Origin of the sequence: Microbacterium hanjuni, assembly GCF_043556395.1 — a bacterium.
Taxonomy (GTDB): Bacteria; Actinomycetota; Actinomycetes; order Actinomycetales; family Microbacteriaceae; genus Microbacterium.
On record NZ_JBIGIK010000003.1, the window covers coordinates 272026 to 293303 of the forward strand.

Consider the following 21278-nt stretch of genomic DNA (forward strand, 5'->3'; position numbering starts at 1 on the left):
TCAGCCGAGTCTAACGAGTGCGCCCGCGGTCAGCGGAAGTCCCGCGACGCGTGCGCCACCCCCACCTGCAGGTCGGTGAATCCGTCGGCGAGCACGTTCGTGACGCCCTCGACCGAACGTTCCAGCATCCCCCGCACGATGAGCGCCGGCGAATCGCGCACCACCCGTCGATAACGGTCCCAGACTCCGACCGAGCAGATCACGTTGACCAGACCGTGCTCGTCTTCGAGGTTGAGGAAGGTGATTCCGGATGCTGTCGCCGGTCGCTGTCGGTGGGTCACGAGGCCCGCGACCTCGATCCGGCGACCCGATTCGTGCGCCTGCAACTCTTGAGAGGTCAGCACGCCTCGGGCATCGAGCTGGGAGCGATAGTGCGCGAGCGGGTGATCGTCGGTGGAGACCCCGGTCGCCCAGAGGTCGGCGGCGAGAACCTCATAGCTGCTCGGGTCGGTGAACAACGGCGGCTGCACGGAGACGAGGGAGTCGGGCAGGTACTCCGCCCGATCCTGCGCGGCCGAACCGGCCAGCCAGATCGCCTCGCGTCGACTCAGCCCGAGGGACTCGAATGCCCCCGCGGTCGCCAGCGACTCCAACTGGGCGGCGGTGACGGCGGCGCGGCGGACGAGGTCGCGCATGTCGCGATACGCTCCCCCGCGCTGCCGCTCGGTGACGATCCGACCGGCGACCGCGTCACCGATGCCGTGCACACCGGCGAGCCCGAGCCGTACGACGAATCCCCCGTCGCGCCGGTGGGCCGCGTACTCGTCGGGTTCACGCCGGTCGAACTCTCCGACCGGCGGCTGGTGCGGGTGCGCGCACGCGTCGAGCCCGGTCGGTTCCGAAGCGCCCGGGTCGCCGAGCGGCTCGAGCGTGGCCTGCACGTCGGAGCGCAGCAGATCAGGGCGACGCACCTCGACGCCGTGCCGGCGCGCGTCGGCCGTCAGCGTCGCCGGCGAGTAGAACCCCATCGGCTGGGCCCGCAGGAGCCCCGCGAGGAAGGCCGCCGGGTAATGGAGCTTGATCCACGAGCTCGCATAGACGAGGAGGGCGAAGGAGAGCGAGTGCGATTCGGCGAAACCGAAGTTCGCGAACGCCTGGATCTTCGCGTACAGGTCGTCGGCCACCTGACCGGTGAGGTTGTTGCGCGCCATCCCCGCGTACAGCTTGTCGCGGAGGCTCTCGATGCGCTCCAGCCCGCGTTTGGACCCCATGGCCCGACGCAGCAGGTCGGCGTCCTCGGCCGTGCAGTCCCCGATCGCCACGGCCATCTGCATGAGCTGCTCCTGGAAGACCGGCACCCCCAAGGTCCGGGAGAGGACGGGCTCGAGCTTGGGGTGCACATAGGTGACCTTCTCCTGCCCCAGCTTGCGCCGGACGAAGGGATGCACCGCCCCGCCCTGGATGGGACCGGGCCGCACCAAGGCGATCTGCACGACGAGGTCGTAGAACCGTCGCGGCTGCAGACGGGGAAGCAACCCCATCTGCGCGCGGGATTCCACCTGGAAGACGCCGATCGAATCGGCGCGGCAGAGCATGTCGTACACCGCCTTCTCCTCCTTCGGCAGGGTGGCGAGCTCCCACTCCTCGCCCGTGGCCTCGCGGATGAGGTCGAAGCAGTACTGGAGAGCCGCCAGCATCCCGAGTCCGAGCAGGTCGAATTTGACCAGCCCCATCCACGCGGCGTCGTCCTTGTCCCACTGGATGACCGTGCGATTCGCCATGCGCGCGTGTTCGATGGGAACCACCTCGCCGACCGGGCGATCGGTGAGCACCATGCCGCCGGAGTGGATGCCGAGGTGGCGGGGCGCCTTGAGCAGCTCGGAGGCGAACTCGATCACCTGATCGGGGATGTCGTGATCACCGCCGGTCTCCAGCGATGCGCCCCACCGCTCGACCTGCTTCGACCACGCGTCCTGCTGCCCGGGGGAATGGCCCAGCGCTCGGGCCATGTCGCGCACGGCGTTCTTGGGGCGGTACTGGATGACGTTCGCGACCTGGGCGGCGCGCTCCCGGCCGTACTGCTCGTAGACCCACTGGATGATCTCTTCGCGCCGGTCGGAATCGAAGTCCACGTCGATGTCGGGCTCTTCGTCGCGCAGGCTCGAGAGGAAGCGTTCGAACGGCAGCTTGTAGAAGATCGAATCGACCGCGGTGATGTCCAGCAGGAAGCAGACGGCGCTGTTGGCGGCGGAACCGCGCCCCTGACACAGGATGCCGCGGCGTCGCGCTTCTTGAACGATGCCGTGCACGATGAGGAAGTAGCCGGGGAAGTCCTTCATCTCGATCACCCCGAGCTCGCGTTCGATGCGATCGTGATCCTCGGGCGTCAACCCGGGATACTTCCGCGGCACCGCCTCCCAGACGAGGTGGCGCAGCCAGGTCATCGGGGTGTGCCCCTCCGGCACCTTCTGTTTCGGAAGAGCCGGTTTCGCCCGCCGGAGAGGAAACGCCAGTTCGTCGGCGAGCGAGACGGTGCGCGCCACCGCTCCGGGATAGCGCGCGAAGCGGCGGGCCATCTCGGCGCCCGATCGCAGGTGCGCGCCGGCATGGGCGGGCAGCCACCCGTCGAGTTCATCGAGCCCCCGGTTGGCACGGACGGCGGCGACGGCTGCGGCGAGCAGTTCGCGCTGAGGGGCGGCGTAATGCACGTTGTTCGTCGCCAGCAGCGGTAGTCCGCGCTCGGCGGCGAGGGCTGCCAAGGTGTCGTTCGTGCGCGAATCGAGGGGATCGCCGTGGTCGATCAGTTCGACATGGACGGCGTCGACGCCGAACAGGGCGACCAGTCGATCGAGCTCACGGGCCGCAGCATCCGTCCCCTCCGTCGCCAGCGCACGACGCACCGCCCCCTTGCGGCACCCGGTCAACACGGCCCAGTGCGGGTCCGTCGGTCCTCCCGAGCGCTCTGCGAGCTCGTCGAGGTCGTAGACAGGGCGACCCTTCTCCGCTCCGCGCAGTTGAGCGGAGGTGAGCGCGGCCGCAAGGCGGTGGTACCCCTCCTCTCCCCGGGCGAGCACGAGCAGGTGCGCGCCGGCCGGATCGGCCTCTCCGTTCTGGGGTTTGGGCAGTTCGAGACTCAACTCTGCCCCGAACACCGTCTTGACCTTCAGGTGCTCGGCGGCCTCGGCGAAACGCACGATCCCGTAGAAGCCGTCGTGGTCGGTGACGGCGAGAGCGTGCAGCCCCAGTCGCTCGGCCTCTTCGGCGAGCTCTTCCGGTGAGGAGGCGCCGTCGAGGAAGGAGTAGGAGGAGTGCGCGTGCAGCTCGGCGTAGGGCACCACCTCGGCCGGGCGCTCGATGCTCGGCGGCACATAGGCGCCGCGCTTGTGCGACCAGGCGGGACTGTCGCCGCCGTCGGCGCCCGCGGGGACGTCGCGCGGGCGCCGCGTGTCGCTGAGCATTCGTTCGAGCTCGGACCATTTGACGGGGGGATTGTGCCAGCCCATCAGATCCTCCCCCTGCCGGGTCCCATGACGAGCTCAGTCATAGCGACCCTCCGCCCGCCACTCGCCCTGCTCCCAGATCAGCAGCCACGCCACCCCGTCGGTGTCGACGACCTGGAAACGGTGGGCGCGACGCTGCCGGAGCGGATCCCAGCCGCGCTCACTGATCGGCCACGGACCCGCCCAGGCGTCGATGCGTCGCCGCCTGCCCGCCGCGTCCAACACCGCGGGAGGCGCGCTGAGCACCTCCCGCTCGCCCACCGACACCGCGGCTCCGGCGAGGTCGGTGACCTCGACGAGGCGCGGCTCGGGGTACACGGTCGTCGGCAGCGGGTCGGGAAGACTGCCCGGCCAGGGCCGTGAGCGCTCCTTCGCCGTGACGGCGCGATCCCCCCACGGCACGACGACCTGCCGCTCGGCCAACCACCGACCGCCCCCGATCACCGGCGTCGCAACGCTACGGTGCCCGAGCATCGCCTGCACGCGGGACAGCGCGTGGTGCACGCGTTCTTCGGGACCCACACCGAAAAGTCCGATCGCGTGATGGGAGGCGTCATCGACCGCCTCGGGAGAGATGCGCACCTTCGCCACCCCGCTGCCGAAGATGCCCTGGCCGTCTTCGGCCAGCTGCCACCGCACCCGATCGATCACCGCCGCCGCATCGAAGGACCCGGGATGCAACCACACCCGCTCGCTGCGTTCCCCCCGGTCACCGACCAGTTCGACGCGCAGTTCGGTGCAGACCAGATCGACGGCGCCGAGGCCGGCGATGAACTCATCGGCGGCGATGCGCATGCCGAAGGCGATCTGCTCGGCGAGTTCGAGCGGGGGTTCGAAAGCGATCTCCCGGTGCAGCTCGGGGGGAGGCGTGCGCGCCTGCACCGGTCGGGAGTCGCGGCCGGAGGCGAGGGCGTGCAGCCGCACGCCCTGCTCGCTGAACCGCTCACGCACGCGATCGACGTCCATCCCCGCGAAATCCCCCAGGGTGTGCACGCCGAGGCGGGCGAGCAGGTCGGAGAGCACTTTCGCGCCCGTCGAGTCTGTGCCCGCGGTGGGCGAACCTGTCGCCGGGTCGAGCACGGCCACCGACAGCGGCGCGAGGAACGCCGCCGACTCTCCGGACGGCACGACGCGCACCGGATCGTCGCCCCGCGCGGCGCGAGCGGCCTGCTCGGCGGTGAACGGCCCGTCGGCGACACCCGCCCGCACGTCGGCGATCCCGTGCTCGGCGAGCGCGGCCAGAAAGACCCGCGCGGCTTCGGCTTCGCCGCCGTAATAGCGCGCCGGACCGCGGGCGCGCAGAGCGCACAGGCCCGCACGCATGACCTGCACGCCCGGGGCGAGCTGCTCGATGACCGAGACCACGGGCGAGAAGGCCCGGTGATCGCGCATGTCGTCGGCGGCGATCACGGCGAGCCCCGGGCACGCGGCCTGCGCGTCTCGACGCCGCTGGCCACGGCGCACGCCGCGAGCGCGCGCCGACGCCGAGCAGGCGACGACGATGTTGCGGGCGAACACCGCCACGGGCGTTTCAGGGCGCGCGGATGCTGCCGCCTCGCGGTGGTGCGCGATGACCGGCCAATCGGGAAACCACAGCACGAGGCTGCGGGTGGGGGCGTCCATCATCCGGCCGCCGCCGTTTCGTACGCCTCGGGGACGGCGCGCAGGCGCGCACGTTCGCTCGGCTGACCCAGCAGGGTGACGGATCCGTCGGCGGCGGGTAACAGCATCCGCGCCTTCCGCGCCCCGGGAGAGCGGCGATGCGTCACCGTGACGGTGAGCTCACGCCCCGCGAGATAGCCGTGCCCCGCCCCGAGTCCCTCCCACCGCGGGTCGGCGACGTCGATGGTGGCTTCGACCTGCGGCCAAGCGCCCTGCACGAGCAGCACCGTGCCCCGATCGCGCAGCCGCGCCGACAACCGCGCCACCTCGGCATCGGTCACCCGCGATGGTGGCCGCACCGCGACCACGGGGAGAACTTCGGCGATCGTGGCGGTCACCGCCAGCCACCGGGGTCCGGGGTCGGGGATCAGCACGAGTCGCTCGAGGTCGAGGCCGTAGCGTTCTGCCGCCTCGATGCCGAGCTCGGGCATGCCGACCGCACCGCACCACAGTCCGTCTTGAGAGGGCCGGGCCATCAGCGCGAGCAGCAGAGAGCTGGAGGGGGCCAGTGCGTAGGCGGCACCGGGACGCAGACCGCCGCCGGGCAGCAGCGAAGTGAAGGCCGGATGCGTGGGGAGCACCGGTGCATCGAGGCGGCGCCCCTGCATCCGTTCGAGCTGCGCGCGCAGCTCGTGGATGTCACTCACCGCCTCAGCGCCTGTCGCCATGATCGCCCTCATCGAATCAGGCTAGAACTAATGTTCTAGCGGATCAAGATGAGATCAGCGTATGGAGCGCCTCCGACATGGCCTTCGGGCGATATTCGCTACTTATGTTCGAGACTCGGAGACCAGCTCGGCGGTGGTCGCCATCCGCGCGAATCCGCCGCCCTGCAGCACGAGAGCGGTCGCGGCCATCAGCTCGTCGGCCGTTCGGTGCACCGTGCCCAGGCCCGGGATATCGGCGACCAGATCGAACGTGCGCGTCGCGTCGAGCGCGACCGTGACGTCGTAGCCGAGATTGCCGGCCATCCGCGCCGTGGTCTCCACGCACATGTTGGTCTGGATGCCGCAGATCACGAGGGAATCGATGCTGCGCTCCTGCAGCCAGGCGTGCAGGTCGGGCTCACCGTAGAACGCGGAATTGACGTGCTTGGTGATCAGCACCGCTGCGGGGGCCGCTGCGACCTCGTCGATCAGCGCGTTGCCGGCAGCATCCGGATGAAGCGGCGACCCGGGCGACGTCGAATCGTGGCGGACGACGACGATCTTCTCCCCCGAGCGCTCCCACGCCTGGACGAGGGCGGCGACGTTCGCCGCGCAGGCGGGATTCGTCGTCGCTCCCCAGAACCCGAGGTCGTCGAAACCTCGCTGCATATCGATGACCACGAGCGCACGAGACATGCCTCCAGCACATCACACCCCACCGACGGTGGTCGCCGGATTGCTGCCACGACGGCGACGCAATCCCGTCGAATCAGCGCGTCGATGGCCGCCGGTCACGCCGCGAGAGCGAGATAGGGCTCCCAGCGGGGATCGGCCCGCTCGGTGCCCCGCACGGTCCACTGGGATCCACGGGGAGCCTGCGGCACCAGCCGCAGCTCCCACGCCATCTCCTGCGGGGTGCGATCGCCCTTGACGTTGTTGCACCGCAGGCAGCACGCCACGAGGTTCTCCCACGTGTCCTTACCGCCGCGCGAACGCGGTTGCACGTGGTCGATCGTCGACGCGGCCTTGCCGCAGTACGCACAACGATGCGCGTCGCGCCGCAGCACGCCCCGCCGCGTCACCGGCACCCGGCGAGCGCCCGGCACGCGCACGTAGCGCGATAAGACGATGACCGCGGGCCGGTGGTAGTGGCCGGTGCTCCCCCACACCGGATCCCCCTCCACGTGCTCGACGACGGTGGCCTTGTCGTTCATGACGAGCACGAGGGCTCGTTTGAACGACACCACCGCGAGCGGTTCGTAGCCCGCGTTGAGTACCAGAGTGCGCATTTCAGCATCCTCTCGAACGGTCCGGGACGGCTTCCCGGGTTATTCGACGTGCGGCGCGTGCGATGGCGGAGGGTATGAAAAAAGCGCTGTCTTCACAGACAGCGCCAGGGCGCTGCGGCCGGGCCGCAGCATCCGCTCATACGATGCCGAAGGACAAGCAGACCGAGCGCATCCATGGTGCGGATGCGAGGTGTACTGCCCATCGGCGTCCTCCGCTTCTCTCAGCGTCGAGGAAAGGGTAACCCACCCCGACACGCCCGAGGTACACGGTTCGGCGAACGAAAAGCGGCGTGTCGGAGAACAATCGTCCCCGACACGCCGCTTCGACGTGAAGACGTCAGCTGGCGTTCTGCTCCAGCCAGGCCCACGGGTCGACGACCGCGTTGTTGATGTGCACCTCGAAGTGCACGTGGCACGCCGTCGAGCTGCCGGTGCTGCCGACGAGGCCGATCAACTGTCCGGCTTCGACCGTCTGACCGGAGGTGACCTGCCGGCTGCCGTAGGTCATGTGCCCGTAGAGCGTGCTGACCCGCTGACCGTTGATGACGTGATCTATCGTGACGGCGACGCCGTAGCCGCCGAAGCTCTCCTGCGAGACGCGCACGACGCCCGCGGCCGCGGCGAAGAGCGGAGTACCGCACGACGCGAGGAGGTCGACGCCCTGGTGATAGCCGGAGTCGCCCAGGCCGCGGCCCTTCTTGAAGCCGGAGAGGGGCCAACGCACTTCGCCCGAGCCGGGGGCGGTCATGGTGAGGTCGATCGGGGTCGAGAAGGTGGAGGGCGACGACGACGTCGAGGTGGTCGTGACCCGGGCGGCGAGCTGACGGGCGCGCTCTGCGGCGGCCTCGGCGGCCTTCTTCTTCTCGATCTCCTCGGCGGTCGTCGCCGAGTAGCTGCTGCGGTCGAGCTGGGCGGCGGCGGCATCGGAGGCCACGACGAGCGACTGCGCATCGTCGGCGGCGGCCTGCTGCAGGGTCATCGTCTCGGCTTCGGGGCGCCAGGCGGCGTAGGCGGGGAGGGCGACGGTGGCGATGAGTCCGACCACCATGGTCACGATCACGGCGCTGCGCACGGGCTTCAGCCGGGCACGAGCGGATGCTTTGGGCACGGTCACGCGCTGGACGGGAGCCGTCGGGCGCGGCACCGCCCGCGGTGCGCGGGCGCGGCCCGTGACGCGATGGGTCGACGTGCGATGGGTCGACGTGCGCACACGGCTTCTGCGCGTGAGATCCGTCGCGTCGGGCTCGGGTGCGCTCGCGACGGAATCAGTGTTTTCAGCCAAGCTTTTCCTCCGGCGCCTCTGCGCACACGGCGCTGGCTCGTCGACACTCAGTGTGGGGCACGATGTGCGGGTACCCCCTGCTGACGACGAGCCGATGAGGCAATCTGCGGGGGGGTCCGATGGCGGGCTTCTCGGCCTCTGGACGTTCTCAAGCTACCTGAAGGTAACGAATAAGTCACGCTCAGGCGGCGCCCCTGGGGATAACCCCCTTGCGCCCGGCGACTGGGGAGGAGCGCTCTCAGCGCTCGTCGACGAGGAAGATGTGCGACGCCACCTCGACGGGCAGCTCGAGTCCCTCGTCGTTGCCGTCCATCTGAACGAGCACGTAGCCCTCATTGAAGCGGTAGTCGCCGGAGGCGCCGGGCATGACGCCGGCCTGCTTGAGCTGCTGCAGCAGTTCCGGGTCGACCTGCGCCGGTTCGGCGAGTCGCCGCACGGTGCCCGTGATCGGCGCACCCGCTTCGTTGAGCGCGCGGACGAGTCCGACGACGCCCTGCTCGAACGTCTTCGCGGGGTGATCTCCGAGCTGGTCGAGCCCCGGGATCGGGTTGCCGTAGGGCGATTCCGTGGGGTGACCGAGAAGCTCGACGAGGCGCCGTTCGACCTGCTCGCTCATCACGTGCTCCCACCGGCAGGCCTCTTCGTGCACGAAGGCCCAGTCGAGGCCGATCACGTCGCTGAGGAGGCGCTCGGCGAGGCGATGCTTGCGCATGACGTCGACGGCCTTCTGCCGACCCGGGTCGGTCAGCTCGAGACGGCGGTCTTCCGAGACCACGACGAGTCCGTCGCGCTCCATGCGTCCGACTGTCTGCGACACCGTGGGGCCGGAGTGTCCGAGCCGCTCCGAGATGCGCGCCCGCAGGGGAACGATGTTCTCCTCCTCGAGTTCGAGGATCGTGCGGAGGTACATCTCAGTGGTGTCGATGAGGTCTGTCATGGGGCTTCCTCCGCCGGGCGAACATGCTTGTTCAGCCTATCCGCTGGGGTGGACGCCCGGTCCGGGGCGCGCACCCGGCTCCGGGTCGCGCACCCGGCTCCGGGGCGCGCACCCGGCGGACTCTAGAGTGGAGGCCATGCCGCACGTGCAACTGCCCACAGAACTGCTCCCCTCCGACGGCCGCTTCGGCTGCGGACCCTCGAAGGTGCGCGGCGCCCAGCTCGAAGCCCTCGTCACGCGCGGCGCGAGCATCCTCGGCACCTCCCACCGGCAGGCCCCCGTGAAAGACCTCGTGGCCAGCGTGCGCGCCCAGCTTGCCGACCTCTGGCGCATCCCCGAGGGGTACGAGGTGATCGTCGGCAACGGCGGCTCGACCGCGTTCTGGGACGCCGCCGCCTTCGGCCTCATCGAGCGCCGCAGTCAGAACCTCGTCTTCGGAGAGTTCGGCGGCAAGTTCGCGGCCGCGGCGAAGACCCCGTGGCTCGAAGCGCCCGACGTACGCAAGGTCGACGCCGGCACCAGTGTCGCCGCGACCGCGGTCGAGGGCGTCGACGTGTACGCGTGGCCCCACAACGAGACCTCCACCGGAGTCGCGACCGCCATCACCCGCGTGGCCGGCGACCCCGGCGCCCTCACGGTCATCGACGCGACGAGCGCGGCCGGCGGCATCCACCTCGACATCGCTGAGACCGACGTCTACTACTTCGCCCCGCAGAAGAACCTCGGTTCCGACGGGGGCCTCTGGTTCGCCATCGTGTCACCCGCCGCGATCGAGAGGATCGAGCGGATCGCAGCATCCGGTCGTTACATTCCGGAGTTCCTGAGCCTCAAGAACGCGCTCGACAACTCGCGACTGCAGCAGACGCTGAACACGCCCGCCCTGACGACGCTGCTGCTGCTCGACGACCAGCTCGCGTGGATCCTCGGCAACGGCGGACTCACCTGGGCCGACGCGCGCACCCGTGAGTCCTCCGACGCGCTGTACGCCTGGGCCGAGGCGTCGAGCATCGCGACGCCGTTCGTCAGCAACCCGGCGGACCGCTCACCGGTCGTGGTCACGATCGACTTCACCGACGACATCGATGCGGCGGCGATCGCGAAGAGCCTGCGCGCGAACGGCATCGTCGACACCGAGCCGTACCGCAAACTCGGCCGCAATCAGCTGCGCGTCGCGACGTTCGTCTCGATCGAGCCCGAGGACGTGCGTCAGCTCATCCGCTGCATCGACTTCACCGCCGAGCGCCTCTGACCCCGGTCGGAGATTCGCGCCATCGTCGGAGCATGGCGCTGGAATGCTCCGACATTCGTGCGATTCTCCGACGCGGGTGAGGCGAGCGGATGCTGCCGCGCGAGCGCGCGGCGACCGCTCCTGGGTGGGGATGCGCCCGGTCGTCCTCGTCGCCCGAGTCGACCTCAGCGTTGTCCGAACCTCTTACCCCGGTCGGAGATTCGCGCCATCGTCGGAGCATCGCGCTGAAATGCTCCGACATCGGTGCGATTCTCCGACGCGGGTGAGACGAGCGGATGCTGCCGCGCGAGCGCGCGGCGACCGCTCCCGGGTGGGGATGCGCCCGGTCCCGCTACCCCGGTCGGAGATTCGCGCCATCGTCGGAGCATCGCGCTGAAATGCTCCGACATCGGTGCGATTCTCCGACGCGGATGAGGCGAGCGGACGCTGCCGCGCGAGCGCGCGGTGACCGCTCGCGCGGACTAAGCCCGGTCGTCCTCGTCGTCCTCGTCGTCCGAGTCGACCTCAGCGTCGTCCGAGTCATCGTCGTCGTCGACCTCAGAGTCGTCCGAGTCAGCGTCGTCCGAGTCGGCATCGGCGGGAAAGATCGAGTCGTCGAGTTCGTCGATGTCGACACCATCCACGTCGCCGGCGTGCAGGCGCGAGGAGACGACCACCTCGTCGAGGTCGTCGTCATCCACATCGGCATCGTCGTCGTCAGCGTCCTCATCGAGGTCGGCGTCGAGCTCGCCGTCGAAGTCGTCGTCTTCTTCAGCGTCCTCGCCGACGGCGTCCGCGGCCTCGGCGAGCGCCGACTGGGCGGCGGTGTAGTCGGCGAGCCGCACGGCCCACGGCACCCAGTCGGGTGCGACGAGCGCGTCAGCGCCCGGAAGCAGCTCGACCTCGAGCACGGTCGGAGCCGCGTCGGCCACACGGGCGAGCGAGACGGTCCAGAACCAGCCGGGGTACCCGGCGAGACGATTCTCGAACCGCAGCGACACGACGCCGTCGTCTTCGACGCTGTAACCGACGGGCTCGCCGATCGTCTGCGGCGGCGTCACCTCGCACAGGGCGGCGATGGCAAGGTCGTGCGCGGCGAGCAGCTCGGGATCGGCCGACTCAGGCTTCGAAGTCATCAGCTACCTTGCGCAGCACGGCGGCGATCTTCTTCGCGTGCGCGCCGCTGGGGTAGCGGCCGCGGCGCAGGTCGCCACCGATGCCGTCGAGCAGCTTCACGAGGTCTTCGACGATGATCGCCATGTCGTCGGCGGGCTTGCGCGCCCGCTTGGCGAGGCTGGGGGGCGTGTCGAGCACGCGCACCGACAGTGCCTGCAGACCGCGCTTGCCGTCGGCGACGCCGAACTCGAGTCGCGTGCCGGCCTTGGGCGCCTCGGTACCGGCAGGGAGGGCGGTGGCGTGCAGGAAGACGTCCTGGCCGTCATCAGAGGTGATGAAGCCGAACCCCTTCTCCTCGTCGTAGAACCTGACCTTGCCGGTGGGCATCGCACAACCTCGCTGCGGAACGGATGTCCGCGCGAGACGCGGACGAGTGGAGTCGGGGCCGACGGGCCCCTCATCCAAGACTACGTCAACCCCGCCACGCGGTAGGCTGAGCCGGATGAGCACCCGCAGCCCCGGCGACATTCCCGTGCGCCGAATCGATCGCGTCCTGGCGTTCATGTCGCTGGGGCTTCTGATCGTCTCGGTCGTCTGCTTCTTCGCCGTGATCCTCGCGCAGCCCCTGGGTGTCACCGACTTCTCCCAAGGGCTGTGGCCCACGGTCATCGTCCTGCCCATGATCGGACTGCCCGTGGCATTCCTGCTCATGCTCACGGTGCTCATCATGAGCTTCGTGCGGAGGGGCCGGGCGAACCGGGGCCGGTGACCGTGCCTGCCGCCACCGACCAACGCGTGCTCGCTTCGATGCTCGCCACGCTCAGCGCGCCCGAACTCGCCGCGCTCCTCACGGCCCGCGGCATCTCCCCCACCGTCGGCTGGCGTGATTTCTTCGATGCTGCCGACGGGATGCTGGAGCCCACCGCCGTCTCCCGAGCGCTCGAGTCCCTTCCCGCAACGCCCGCCCGCGCCCTCTCCGCCGCCGTCCTGACCGGCTCCGCCCTGACCGACGCTGCCGCGGCCGACCTCGCCGGGCGGGCGTTCGCCGGCACCGACGGGCAGATCTTCGACGCTGTCGCCGATGCCGTTCGCCAGGTGGGCGCCCTCGCGCCCCCGACCGCTCCCGCAGCGTCGACGAACAACGCGAGCGACGACGCCACCGCGGCGGAACGGGCCTTCACCTCGGCGGCCTCGCTCGCGGACATCCTGCTGCTCTGCCTCGAGACCCCGCTCGGGCGCATCGGGTCGGGGAGCCTCGGCGCCGTCGACCGGCGACGCCTCCTGGAGGCCGGCGCGATCCCGGCCGTCGAGGACGCCGACCTGCTGGTCGAGATCGCCGAGACCGGCGGCCTTCTCACCGGGCGGGAGCGCACCTTCCTGGTGTCACCGGTCGGTCGCGAATGGCTGCGCACCACCACGGCCGCTCGCTGGGAGAGCATCGCGCTCGCGCTGCGCGACGCCCTGCCCGCCGGTCTTCGCGAACCGACGGGCGGCTGGATTCCGGCCCCCGAGTGGCCCGATGCCTACCCGTTCGACCGCTCCTGGCCCGCCGTGGCCACCGAGTGGCGGCGACGGCTGACCGCCTGGGGACTGCTGACCGACGAGGGCACCGAGCCCACGTGGGCCGCACCTCTCGCCCGCGGCGCGCACGCCGACACCGCTTCCTGGGAGCGGATGCTGCCGCCCGAGGTCGATCGGGTGTACCTGCAGAACGACCTCACCGCGATCGCGCCCGGCCCGCTCGCGCCCGAGCTGGACGTGCGGCTGCGCACGATGGCTCGACGCGAATCGCGCGCACAGGCGTCGACGTACCGGTTCACCGCCGATACGGTCGCGGCGGCCATCACGGGCGGCGAGACCGCGGAGTCCCTCCGCGACTTCCTGCAGAAGCTGTCCCTGACGGGCCTCCCCCAGCCACTCGCCTACGTGATCGACAGCACCGCCGCCCGGCACGGCCGGGTGCGCGTGCACCGCGATGCCGACACCGGACTGACCCGGGTGACCAGCGCTGACCCCGCCCTGCTCGCCACGATCGCGGTCGACCAGGCCCTGCGCCCGCTCGGACTCGTGGACGACGGCGACGAACTCGTCTCACGCGCCGCGCACGACACCGTGTTCTGGGCGCTCGCGGACGCGAAGTACCCCGTCATCGCGGTCGACGCCCAGGGCGCGCCGCGCACGCTCGATCGGGCCCGCCTCGCCGGCGATTCCCCGCTCGATGCCCCGGTGCAGCGTTACGCCGCCCTCCTGGAGCGTCTCCACGCCTCGGCGAGCGACGGCGACGAGGCGTGGTTGGAGCGCGAACTCGACCACGCCGTGCGCGCCCGCGCGATCGTCGACGTGGATGTCGCGCTCCCCGACGGCACGACGCGCACCTTCCGGCTCGAGGCGACCGGCCTCGGCGGCGGCCGGCTGCGGGGGCGCGACCGCGGCGCCGACGTCGAACGCACGCTGCCGCTGACCAGCATCGTGAGCGTGCGCCCCGCCGGTTGATCCCCGCCACAGGAGCCGCCGTACGCCCGGACCCCGGTAGAATTTAGCGTTATGGCTGATGGCCCCCTGATCGTGCAGAGCGACCGCACCGTGCTCCTCGAAGTCGCGCACCCCGATGCCGAGAGCGCCCGCCACGAACTGGCGGTGTTCGCCGAACTCGAGCGCGCCCCCGAGCACATCCACACCTACCGGGTCACTCGCCTGGGCCTGTGGAACGCGCGCGCCGCGGGCCACGACGCCGAGACGATGCTCGACACCCTCGAGCGCTGGTCGCGCTTCCCGGTGCCCGCATCCGTCTCCATCGACATCCGCGAGACCGTCGGACGCTACGGCCGCCTCGTCATCGAACGCGACGATGAGGGCGTGCTCGTGCTGCGGTCGACGGATGCTGCGGTGCTGGCCGAAGTTGCCCGCAACAAGCGCATCCAACCGCTGCTGGTCGGTCAGCCCGCCCCGGGCACCTTCGCGATCGACGCGTGGGCGCGAGGCCAGATCAAGCAGGAGCTGTTGAAGATCGGCTGGCCGGCGGAGGATCGCGCCGGCTACACCCCCGGCACGCCGCACCGCATCGACCTCGACGAGGCGGAGTGGGGCCTGCGCCCGTACCAGCGCCAGGCGGTCGACACCTTCACCGAAGGCGGATCCGGCGTCGTCGTGCTCCCCTGCGGTGCGGGTAAGACGCTCGTCGGGGCGGGCGCCATGGCCGAGACCAAGACGACCACGCTCATCCTCGTGACCAACACCGTCAGCGCGCGGCAGTGGCGCGACGAGCTGCTGCGTCGCACCTCGCTGACGGCGGAGGAGATCGGGGAGTACTCCGGTCAGGTCAAAGAGGTAAAGCCCGTCACGATCGCGACCTACCAGATCCTCACCGCCAAGCGCGGTGGTCAGTACGCGCACCTCGCCCTGCTCGACGCCCTCGATTGGGGGCTCATCATCTACGACGAGGTGCACCTCCTGCCCGCACCGGTGTTCAAGCTCACCGCCGACCTGCAGGCCCGTCGCCGCCTCGGCCTGACCGCCACCCTGGTGCGCGAGGACGGCCGGGAAGGCGACGTGTTCAGCCTGATCGGACCCAAGCGCTTCGACGCGCCCTGGAAGGAGATCGAAGCACAGGGCTTCATCTCCCCCGCCGCCTGCTACGAGGTGCGCATCGACCTGCCCGACAACGACCGCCTCGAGTACGCGGCGGCTGCCGACGACGAGCGCTACCGCATCGCGGCCACCGCGCCGGCGAAGATCAGCGTGGTGCGCGGTCTCGTCGACCGGCACGCCGGCGAGCGCATCCTCGTGATCGGGCAGTACCTCGACCAGATCGACGAACTCGCCGAAGCTCTGGGCGCTCCCAAGATCACCGGCGCCACTCCGGTCTCCGAGCGGGAAGAACTCTTCCAGGCGTTCCGCGTCGGAGAGATCTCGGTGCTCGTCGTGTCGAAGGTGGCGAACTTCTCCGTCGACCTCCCCGAAGCATCCGTCGCCATCCAGGTGTCGGGATCGTTCGGGTCGCGGCAGGAGGAGGCCCAGCGCCTCGGCCGGTTGCTCCGCCCCAAGAAGTCGGGCAACACCGCGAGTTTCTACACCCTCATCGCGCGCGACACGGTCGATCAGGACTTCGCTCAGAACCGCCAGCGCTTCCTGGCCGAGCAGGGGTACGCGTACACGATCCTCGACGCGGACAGCATCACAGCGGCGCAGCCGGTTTGAGGCCGTGCGGGTCCGTGCTGAGCCAGCGCAGCGCGTCGAACTGAGGACGCGGACAGCATCCTCGCCCCGGCCGCCTGAGCGCCGATCCGCCCGATATCCAGCCTGTACATGGTTTGAGTCACGATAATGAGGCCATGACCGCACCGCGCATCCTCGTCGTGGACGACGAACCGAACATCCGCGACCTGCTCATCACGAGCCTGCGTTTCGCGGGCTTCCAGGTCAAAGCCGTCGCCAACGGCGCGCAGACCATCTCCGCCGTGCTCGAGGAAGAACCCGACCTCATCGTGCTCGACGTCATGCTGCCCGACATGAACGGCTTCAGCGTGACCAAACGTCTGCGGGGGGCGGGCTACACCGCGCCGATCCTCTTCCTGACGGCGAAGGACGAGACCGAGGACAAGATCACCGGTCTCAACTCCGGTGGTGACGACTACGTCACGAAGCCCTTCAGCCTCGACGAGATCGTCGCCCGCATCCAGGCGATCCTGCGTCGCACGATGCAGGCCGACGAGGAGTCCGTCATCCGCGCCGGCGAGCTCACGATGGACCAGGACACCCACGACGTCACGATCGGCGACGTCTCGATCGACCTGAGCCCCACCGAGTTCAAGCTGTTGCGCTACCTCATGCTGAACCCCAACCGCGTGCTGTCGAAGGCGCAGATCCTCGACCACGTCTGGGAGTACGACTTCAACGGCGACGCCGGCATCGTGGAGAGCTACATCTCCTACCTCCGTCGCAAGATCGACCCGCACTCCACCGAGTCGCTCATCCAGACCAAGCGCGGCTTCGGCTACATGCTGAAGGCCGGCAAGACGGCCTGAGCGGAGGCTCCCCCTGCCCGACTCCCTCGACGCGGTCACCCGATGGTGGCGCGGTGTCAGCCTGCGTGCCAAAGTCACCGGGGTGACCGTCGCGTTGCTTGCGATCGGGCTGTTCGCCGCGGGTGCGGGCACCATGGCGTTCCTGCGCTCGACGCTGATCACGAACCTGGACGCTGCGCTGGAACAGTCGGTCTCCGGCGACATCGCGAGCACCGTGTTCACCATCGACACCGAGGACGGCGCCGTCCGTTTCCGTGCCCGCGAGGATGCCGGTCAGACCGGCAACCTGATCGTGGTGTACAGCCCGGAGGGGGCGATCCAGGCCTTCTACGACGGGACCAAGGATGAGGCCGAACCTCCGATCCCGGAGGTGTGGACCCTCGAGAAGACGTACTTCTCGATGAACGAGCCGTTGTCGATGCGCGACCCGAAGACGGGCGCGGAGTTCCGCGCGGCCGTGGCGCCACTGCCGATCGAAGGCATCTCTCAGATCTACACCCAGATGGTCATCCAACCGCTGGAGCCGACGGAGCGGGTGGTCGGCACCTTCCTCGGTATCTACAGCATCCTGGCCCTGCTCATCCTCGTCGCGAGCGCCGTGCTCACCCGCTACCTCGTGACCCTCACGTTCCGGGGGCTCGGTCAGGTCGAGGAGACGGCGATGTCGATCGCGGCCGGCGATTTCAGCCAGCGCCTGGCCGACGTGGTGCCCGGCACGGAGGTCGGGCGCCTCAAGGCGGCGATCAACGCGATGCTCGGACGCGTGGACGCGGCCCTGCGTCAACGAGACTCCACCGTTCGGCAGATGCGGCGTTTCATCGGTGACGCCAGCCACGAGCTGCGCACCCCGCTCGTCACCGTGCGCGGCTATGCGGAGCTGTACCGGATGGGCGCGATCCGCAGCGACGAGGATATTGCGCAGTCGATGGAGCGCATCGAGAAGGAGGCCATCCGCATGGGCGTCCTGGTCGAGGACCTGCTCGCCCTCGCGCGCCTGGACGAGCGGCGCGACGTCGAGATGACGCCGGTGGATCTGCGCCCGATCGCGCGCGATGCCGCCCTCGACCTGCGCGCCACGGCGCCGCAGCGCGAGGTCACGGTCGATGACACCACCGTCGGCGCCGAGATCTTCCTCATCGAGAGGGTGACCGCCGAGACGGAGGAGCAGACCGACCCGCCGGCCGGTCCCGCGCCCGACGACATTCCGGCGGCGCCCGCCGACGGATTACGGCGCCGAGGATCGCCCGCGACCTCGGCGATCGCGATCGCCGGGGCCACGATCTCGCGGCTGCGCCGCCGCCAGCGCGGCGACGGGACAGCCGACACGACCGTGGCCGGCCCCTTGGGCGAGCCCATCGAGGTCGTCGAACCGGTCGTGCTGGGCGATGAGAACCGCATCCGTCAGGTGATCGCCAACCTCATCGGGAATGCCCGTCGGTTCACGGCCGAGGATTCACCGATCGGTCTGCGCGTCGGTGCCGACCGGCAGTCCGGTTTCGGGTGGATCGAAGTGATCGACCACGGTGACGGTGTTCCCGAGCAGATCCGCGATCAGATCTTCGAGCGCTTCTGGCGCGCCGACAACTCGCGCACTCGCGAGACCGGCGGCTCCGGCCTCGGTCTGTCGATCGTCGCCTCGATCGTCGACGCGCTGCGCGGACGCGTGACGGTGACCGAGACGCCCGGCGGCGGAGCGACATTCCGCGTCTCGCTCCCCTTGGCGGAGGAACAGGATGCTGTCGCGGAAGCGGCGACCGACACGACCCCGCAGCAGACTCGTTCCGAGTCGTAGCCTCTCCTCCCCAGCAGCAGTCGGACCAGGAGTCCTGCACAGCGGGCAGCGAACCTGCGGCGCGGCCCTCGAGCGGGACGTAGCGTGGCGCGCATCCTCCCGAAAGGAAGCCACCATGGCCATCTTCTCCGTCGACAGCGACGCCGTCCTCTCCGCCACCTCCGCCGCTCAGGGCACCGTGAGCAGACTCGAGGCGGAATCCTCCGCCCTGCTCTCCCAGCTCTCGAGCCTCCAGGGTTCCTGGACGGGCACGGCCGCGGTCGCCTTCCAGGGCGTCCTCGAGCGCTGGCGCGCCACCCAGCACCAGGTGGAGGAGGCCCTTGCCGACATCAGCGGCGCGCTGACCGTCGCCGGCCGCCAGTACGCCGACGTCGAGCACGCCAGCACGAACCTCTTCCGCTGACCAAGGCCCGGAGCGCCTCCGGTCCCCGACGCGTCTGCACGAGCGCAGCGATGTGCCCGTCGGCGACGCTGGCATCGGGACTGGCGGGGCGACGGCCCCGGGCCGCCGCCGGGCATGCGTCCCCGAAGGGCACGTCGCGGAGCGGCATCGAACGGGCCTGCGCGAGCGCAGCGATGTGCCCGTCGGCGACGCTGGCACCGGGACTGGCGGGGCGACGGCCGCAGGCCGCCGCCGGGCATGCGTCCCCGACGGGCACGTCGCGGAGCGGGCGGAAGACGGAGCGGGCGAAACACAGAACGGCCCCTCCCGAAGGAGGGGCCGTTCCGATGATTCAGCGAGGGATCAGAAGTCCATGCCGCCGGTCGGGTCGCCGGCCGGAGCCGCCGCCTTCTCGGGCTTGTCCGCCACGACGACCTCGGTCGTCAGGAACAGACCAGCGATCGATGCCGCGTTCTGCAGGGCAGAGCGCGTCACCTTGGCCGGGTCGATGATGCCCTGTGCGAACAGGTCACCGTACTCGCCGGTCGCGGCGTTGAGGCCGTGACCCAGCGGGAGACCGGCGACGGTGTTCGCGACGACACCCGGCTCGAGACCGGCGTTGAGCGCGATCTGCTTGAGCGGAGCCTCGATGGCGACGCGCACGATGTTCGCACCCGTTGCCTCGTCACCGGTGAGGTTGAGGCCACCCAGAACGGCGTGACCGGCCTGGATGAGCGCGACGCCACCACCGGGGACGATGCCCTCCTCGACGGCTGCCTTCGCGTTGCGGACAGCATCCTCGATGCGGTGCTTGCGCTCCTTGAGCTCGACCTCGGTCGCCGCACCCGCCTTGATGACGGCGACGCCGCCGGCGAGCTTGGCCAGACGCTCCTGCAGCTTCTCGCGGTCGTAGTCGCTGTCGGTGTTCTCGATCTCGCGACGGATCTGGGTGACGCGACCCTCGATCGCCGACGCCTCGCCGGCGCCCTCGATGATCGTGGTCTCGTCCTTGGTGACGATGACCTTGCGAGCGCGGCCGAGCAGGTCGGTGGTGGCGTTCTCGAGCTTGAGACCGACCTCCTCCGTGATGACCTGACCACCGGTGAGGATGGCGATGTCCTGCAGCTGGGCCTTGCGACGGTCACCGAAGCCGGGAGCCTTGACGGCCACCGACTTGAAGATGCCGCGGATCTTGTTGAGCACGAGCGTCGCGAGAGCTTCGCCCTCGACGTCCTCGGCGATGATGAGGAGTTCCTTGCCCTCCTGGATCACCTTGTCGACGATCGGGAGAAGATCCTTGATGTTCGAGATCTTCTGGTTCGCGATGAGGATGTAGGGGTCTTCGAAGACCGCTTCCTGGCGCTCGGGGTCGGTCACGAAGTAAGGGTTGATGTAACCCTTGTCGAAACGCATACCCTCGGTGAGCTCCAGCTCGGTGCCGAACGTGTTCGACTCCTCGACGGTGACGACGCCTTCCTTGCCGACCTTGTCGATCGCCTCGGCGATCAGGGCGCCGATGGCGGGGTCAGCAGCAGAGATCGATGCGGTGGCAGCGATCTGCTCCTTGGACTCGACCTCCTTGGCGCTGGAGAGGAGCTCGTCGGTGATGGCCTTGACGGCCTTCTCGATGCCCTTCTTGAGCGAGATCGGGTCGGCGCCGGCCGCGACGTTGCGCAGGCCTTCGCGAACGAGCGCCTGAGCCAGAACGGTGGCCGTCGTGGTGCCGTCACCGGCGACGTCGTCGGTCTTCTTGGCGACCTCCTTGACGAGTTCCGCACCGATCTTCTCGTACGGGTCGTCGAGTTCGATCTCCTTGGCGATCGAGACGCCGTCGTTCGTGATGGTGGGGGCACCCCACTTCTTCTCGAGCACGACGTTGCGGCCACGGGGGCCCAGCGTCACCTTGACGGCGTCGGCGAGAATGTTGAGGCCGCGCTCGAGACCGCGACGGGCCTCCTCATCGAAAGCGATGATTTTTGCCATGGGTTGTCGTCCCTCCCGGACGTTGGGTAAACAGATCTTTAGCACTCAACGGAGTCGAGTGCTAATGCCCATCTTGGCACTCTGCCAAGGCGAGTGCAAGCTGCACGCGCCGCTCCCGGACGCAGAAACGCCGCAGCATCCGACGACGGATGCTGCGGCGTGAAGCGGATGCTGCGGGTCAGACCACGCGAACGGATTCGGCCTGCGGACCCTTCTGACCGGTACCGACCGTGAACTCCACGGCCTGCCCTTCTTCGAGCACGCGGAAACCCGTCATGTCGATGTTCGAGTAGTGGACGAAGACGTCCTGCCCATCACCTGCGGTGATGAAACCGAAGCCCTTTTCGGCGTTGAACCATTTGACGGTGCCCTGGGTCATGCTGCTCTCCTGATGCTGTGGGACGCCGCCATCGTAACCACGCGGCGCGACGCCGATCAGGCCGCACGGGCAACTGTTGACACGCGTGCACCGAACTATTTACCGGCCCGAAACACA

The 21278-nt window shown here is 69.5% G+C and carries 18 protein-coding genes; 7 read left to right on the forward strand and 11 right to left on the reverse strand.

Features of this window, described 5'->3' with window-relative positions; genetic code table 11:
* Positions 1-29: 29 nt before the first annotated feature.
* From ACFXP5_RS13520 to ACFXP5_RS13550, 7 genes are all read right to left on the reverse strand, one after another.
* Positions 30-3443: an error-prone DNA polymerase gene (locus ACFXP5_RS13520; RefSeq protein WP_394544996.1), complete on the reverse strand. Its 3414-nt coding sequence runs from the start codon at positions 3441-3443 to the stop codon at positions 30-32.
* A gap of 33 nt (positions 3444-3476) precedes the next feature.
* Entirely contained in the window at positions 3477-5063 is a 1587-nt protein-coding gene (locus tag ACFXP5_RS13525; protein WP_394545423.1) for a DNA polymerase Y family protein, read from the reverse strand.
* Positions 5063-5782, reverse strand: coding sequence for a hypothetical protein (locus ACFXP5_RS13530; RefSeq protein WP_394544997.1), 720 nt, complete (start codon positions 5780-5782; stop codon positions 5063-5065). Before ACFXP5_RS13530 ends, ACFXP5_RS13525 begins: the two co-directional genes overlap by 1 nt.
* Positions 5783-5872: 90 nt before the next feature.
* The gene (locus tag ACFXP5_RS13535; RefSeq protein WP_394544998.1) at positions 5873-6445 is read right to left on the reverse strand and encodes a cysteine hydrolase family protein; all 573 of its coding nucleotides are present in this window, start codon (positions 6443-6445) and stop codon (positions 5873-5875) included.
* 95 nt (positions 6446-6540) lie between these two features.
* The gene (locus tag ACFXP5_RS13540) at positions 6541-7038 is read right to left on the reverse strand and encodes an HNH endonuclease (protein WP_394528939.1); all 498 of its coding nucleotides are present in this window, start codon (positions 7036-7038) and stop codon (positions 6541-6543) included.
* Between the two features lie 337 nt (positions 7039-7375).
* Positions 7376-8320 carry a M23 family metallopeptidase gene (locus tag ACFXP5_RS13545; protein ID WP_394544999.1) on the reverse strand — a complete coding sequence of 315 codons (945 nt, stop codon included), beginning with the start codon at positions 8318-8320 and terminating at the stop codon, positions 7376-7378.
* 238 nt (positions 8321-8558) lie between these two features.
* On the reverse strand, positions 8559-9257 hold the full coding sequence (locus tag ACFXP5_RS13550) for an iron-dependent transcriptional repressor DtxR (RefSeq protein WP_394528941.1): 699 nt from the start codon (positions 9255-9257) through the stop codon (positions 8559-8561).
* A gap of 136 nt (positions 9258-9393) precedes the next feature.
* On the opposite strand from ACFXP5_RS13550, the gene serC reads away from it, so the two are divergent.
* Positions 9394-10506 carry a phosphoserine transaminase gene (serC, locus tag ACFXP5_RS13555; protein ID WP_394545000.1) on the forward strand — a complete coding sequence of 371 codons (1113 nt, stop codon included), beginning with the start codon at positions 9394-9396 and terminating at the stop codon, positions 10504-10506.
* A gap of 461 nt (positions 10507-10967) precedes the next feature.
* Here serC and ACFXP5_RS13560 read toward each other — a convergent pair whose 3' ends face one another.
* Together ACFXP5_RS13560 and ACFXP5_RS13565 are read right to left on the reverse strand one after the other, a co-directional pair.
* A complete protein-coding gene (locus tag ACFXP5_RS13560) occupies positions 10968-11621 on the reverse strand; it encodes a DUF3027 domain-containing protein (RefSeq protein WP_394545001.1) in 654 nt (217 codons plus the stop codon).
* Positions 11605-11988 carry a cold-shock protein gene (locus tag ACFXP5_RS13565; protein ID WP_394528944.1) on the reverse strand — a complete coding sequence of 128 codons (384 nt, stop codon included), beginning with the start codon at positions 11986-11988 and terminating at the stop codon, positions 11605-11607. Before ACFXP5_RS13565 ends, ACFXP5_RS13560 begins: the two co-directional genes overlap by 17 nt.
* 115 nt (positions 11989-12103) lie before the next feature.
* On the opposite strand from ACFXP5_RS13565, the gene ACFXP5_RS13570 reads away from it, so the two are divergent.
* From ACFXP5_RS13570 to ACFXP5_RS13595, 6 genes are all read left to right on the forward strand, one after another.
* Complete coding sequence (locus tag ACFXP5_RS13570; protein WP_394528945.1) at positions 12104-12370, forward strand: multidrug ABC transporter ATPase; 267 nt, start codon at positions 12104-12106, stop codon at positions 12368-12370.
* Positions 12367-14094 (forward strand): helicase-associated domain-containing protein, encoded by a 1728-nt coding sequence (locus tag ACFXP5_RS13575; protein WP_394545002.1) that lies wholly within the window; start codon positions 12367-12369, stop codon positions 14092-14094. The genes ACFXP5_RS13570 and ACFXP5_RS13575 overlap by 4 nt, the downstream gene beginning before the upstream one ends.
* Positions 14095-14145: 51 nt before the next feature.
* Entirely contained in the window at positions 14146-15798 is a 1653-nt protein-coding gene (locus ACFXP5_RS13580; RefSeq protein ID WP_394545003.1) for a DNA repair helicase XPB, read from the forward strand.
* A gap of 134 nt (positions 15799-15932) precedes the next feature.
* The gene (locus ACFXP5_RS13585; protein WP_394528948.1) at positions 15933-16625 is read left to right on the forward strand and encodes a response regulator transcription factor; all 693 of its coding nucleotides are present in this window, start codon (positions 15933-15935) and stop codon (positions 16623-16625) included.
* A gap of 82 nt (positions 16626-16707) precedes the next feature.
* On the forward strand, positions 16708-18417 hold the full coding sequence (locus tag ACFXP5_RS13590; protein WP_394545004.1) for a sensor histidine kinase: 1710 nt from the start codon (positions 16708-16710) through the stop codon (positions 18415-18417).
* A 115-nt stretch (positions 18418-18532) separates the two neighbouring features.
* Positions 18533-18820, forward strand: a complete 288-nt coding sequence (locus tag ACFXP5_RS13595; protein WP_394528962.1) for a WXG100 family type VII secretion target — start codon at positions 18533-18535, stop codon at positions 18818-18820.
* A 342-nt stretch (positions 18821-19162) separates the two neighbouring features.
* Here the strand turns inward: ACFXP5_RS13595 and groL are convergent, their stop codons facing one another.
* Entirely contained in the window at positions 19163-20782 is a 1620-nt protein-coding gene (gene groL / locus ACFXP5_RS13600) for a chaperonin GroEL (RefSeq protein WP_394528963.1), read from the reverse strand.
* Positions 20783-20960: 178 nt separating this feature from the next.
* Positions 20961-21161 carry a cold-shock protein gene (locus tag ACFXP5_RS13605; protein WP_394518006.1) on the reverse strand — a complete coding sequence of 67 codons (201 nt, stop codon included), beginning with the start codon at positions 21159-21161 and terminating at the stop codon, positions 20961-20963.
* Positions 21162-21278: the final 117 nt, after the last annotated feature.

Excerpts from the sequence above, each read along its gene's own strand:
- ACFXP5_RS13520 (WP_394544996.1), bottom strand. The coding sequence starts at position 3,443 with ATGGGCTGGCACAATCCCCCCGTCAAATGGTCCGAGCTCGAACGAATG.
- ACFXP5_RS13525 (WP_394545423.1), bottom strand. The coding sequence starts at position 5,063 with ATGGACGCCCCCACCCGCAGCCTCGTGCTGTGGTTTCCCGATTGGCCG.
- ACFXP5_RS13530 (WP_394544997.1), bottom strand. The coding sequence starts at position 5,782 with ATGAGGGCGATCATGGCGACAGGCGCTGAGGCGGTGAGTGACATCCAC.
- ACFXP5_RS13535 (WP_394544998.1), bottom strand. The coding sequence starts at position 6,445 with ATGTCTCGTGCGCTCGTGGTCATCGATATGCAGCGAGGTTTCGACGAC.
- ACFXP5_RS13540 (WP_394528939.1), bottom strand. The coding sequence starts at position 7,038 with ATGCGCACTCTGGTACTCAACGCGGGCTACGAACCGCTCGCGGTGGTG.
- ACFXP5_RS13550 (WP_394528941.1), bottom strand. The coding sequence starts at position 9,257 with ATGACAGACCTCATCGACACCACTGAGATGTACCTCCGCACGATCCTC.
- serC (WP_394545000.1), top strand. The coding sequence starts at position 9,394 with ATGCCGCACGTGCAACTGCCCACAGAACTGCTCCCCTCCGACGGCCGC.
- ACFXP5_RS13560 (WP_394545001.1), bottom strand. The coding sequence starts at position 11,621 with ATGACTTCGAAGCCTGAGTCGGCCGATCCCGAGCTGCTCGCCGCGCAC.
- ACFXP5_RS13565 (WP_394528944.1), bottom strand. The coding sequence starts at position 11,988 with ATGCCCACCGGCAAGGTCAGGTTCTACGACGAGGAGAAGGGGTTCGGC.
- ACFXP5_RS13570 (WP_394528945.1), top strand. The coding sequence starts at position 12,104 with ATGAGCACCCGCAGCCCCGGCGACATTCCCGTGCGCCGAATCGATCGC.
- ACFXP5_RS13580 (WP_394545003.1), top strand. The coding sequence starts at position 14,146 with ATGGCTGATGGCCCCCTGATCGTGCAGAGCGACCGCACCGTGCTCCTC.
- ACFXP5_RS13585 (WP_394528948.1), top strand. The coding sequence starts at position 15,933 with ATGACCGCACCGCGCATCCTCGTCGTGGACGACGAACCGAACATCCGC.
- ACFXP5_RS13595 (WP_394528962.1), top strand. The coding sequence starts at position 18,533 with ATGGCCATCTTCTCCGTCGACAGCGACGCCGTCCTCTCCGCCACCTCC.
- groL (WP_394528963.1), bottom strand. The coding sequence starts at position 20,782 with ATGGCAAAAATCATCGCTTTCGATGAGGAGGCCCGTCGCGGTCTCGAG.
- ACFXP5_RS13605 (WP_394518006.1), bottom strand. The coding sequence starts at position 21,161 with ATGACCCAGGGCACCGTCAAATGGTTCAACGCCGAAAAGGGCTTCGGT.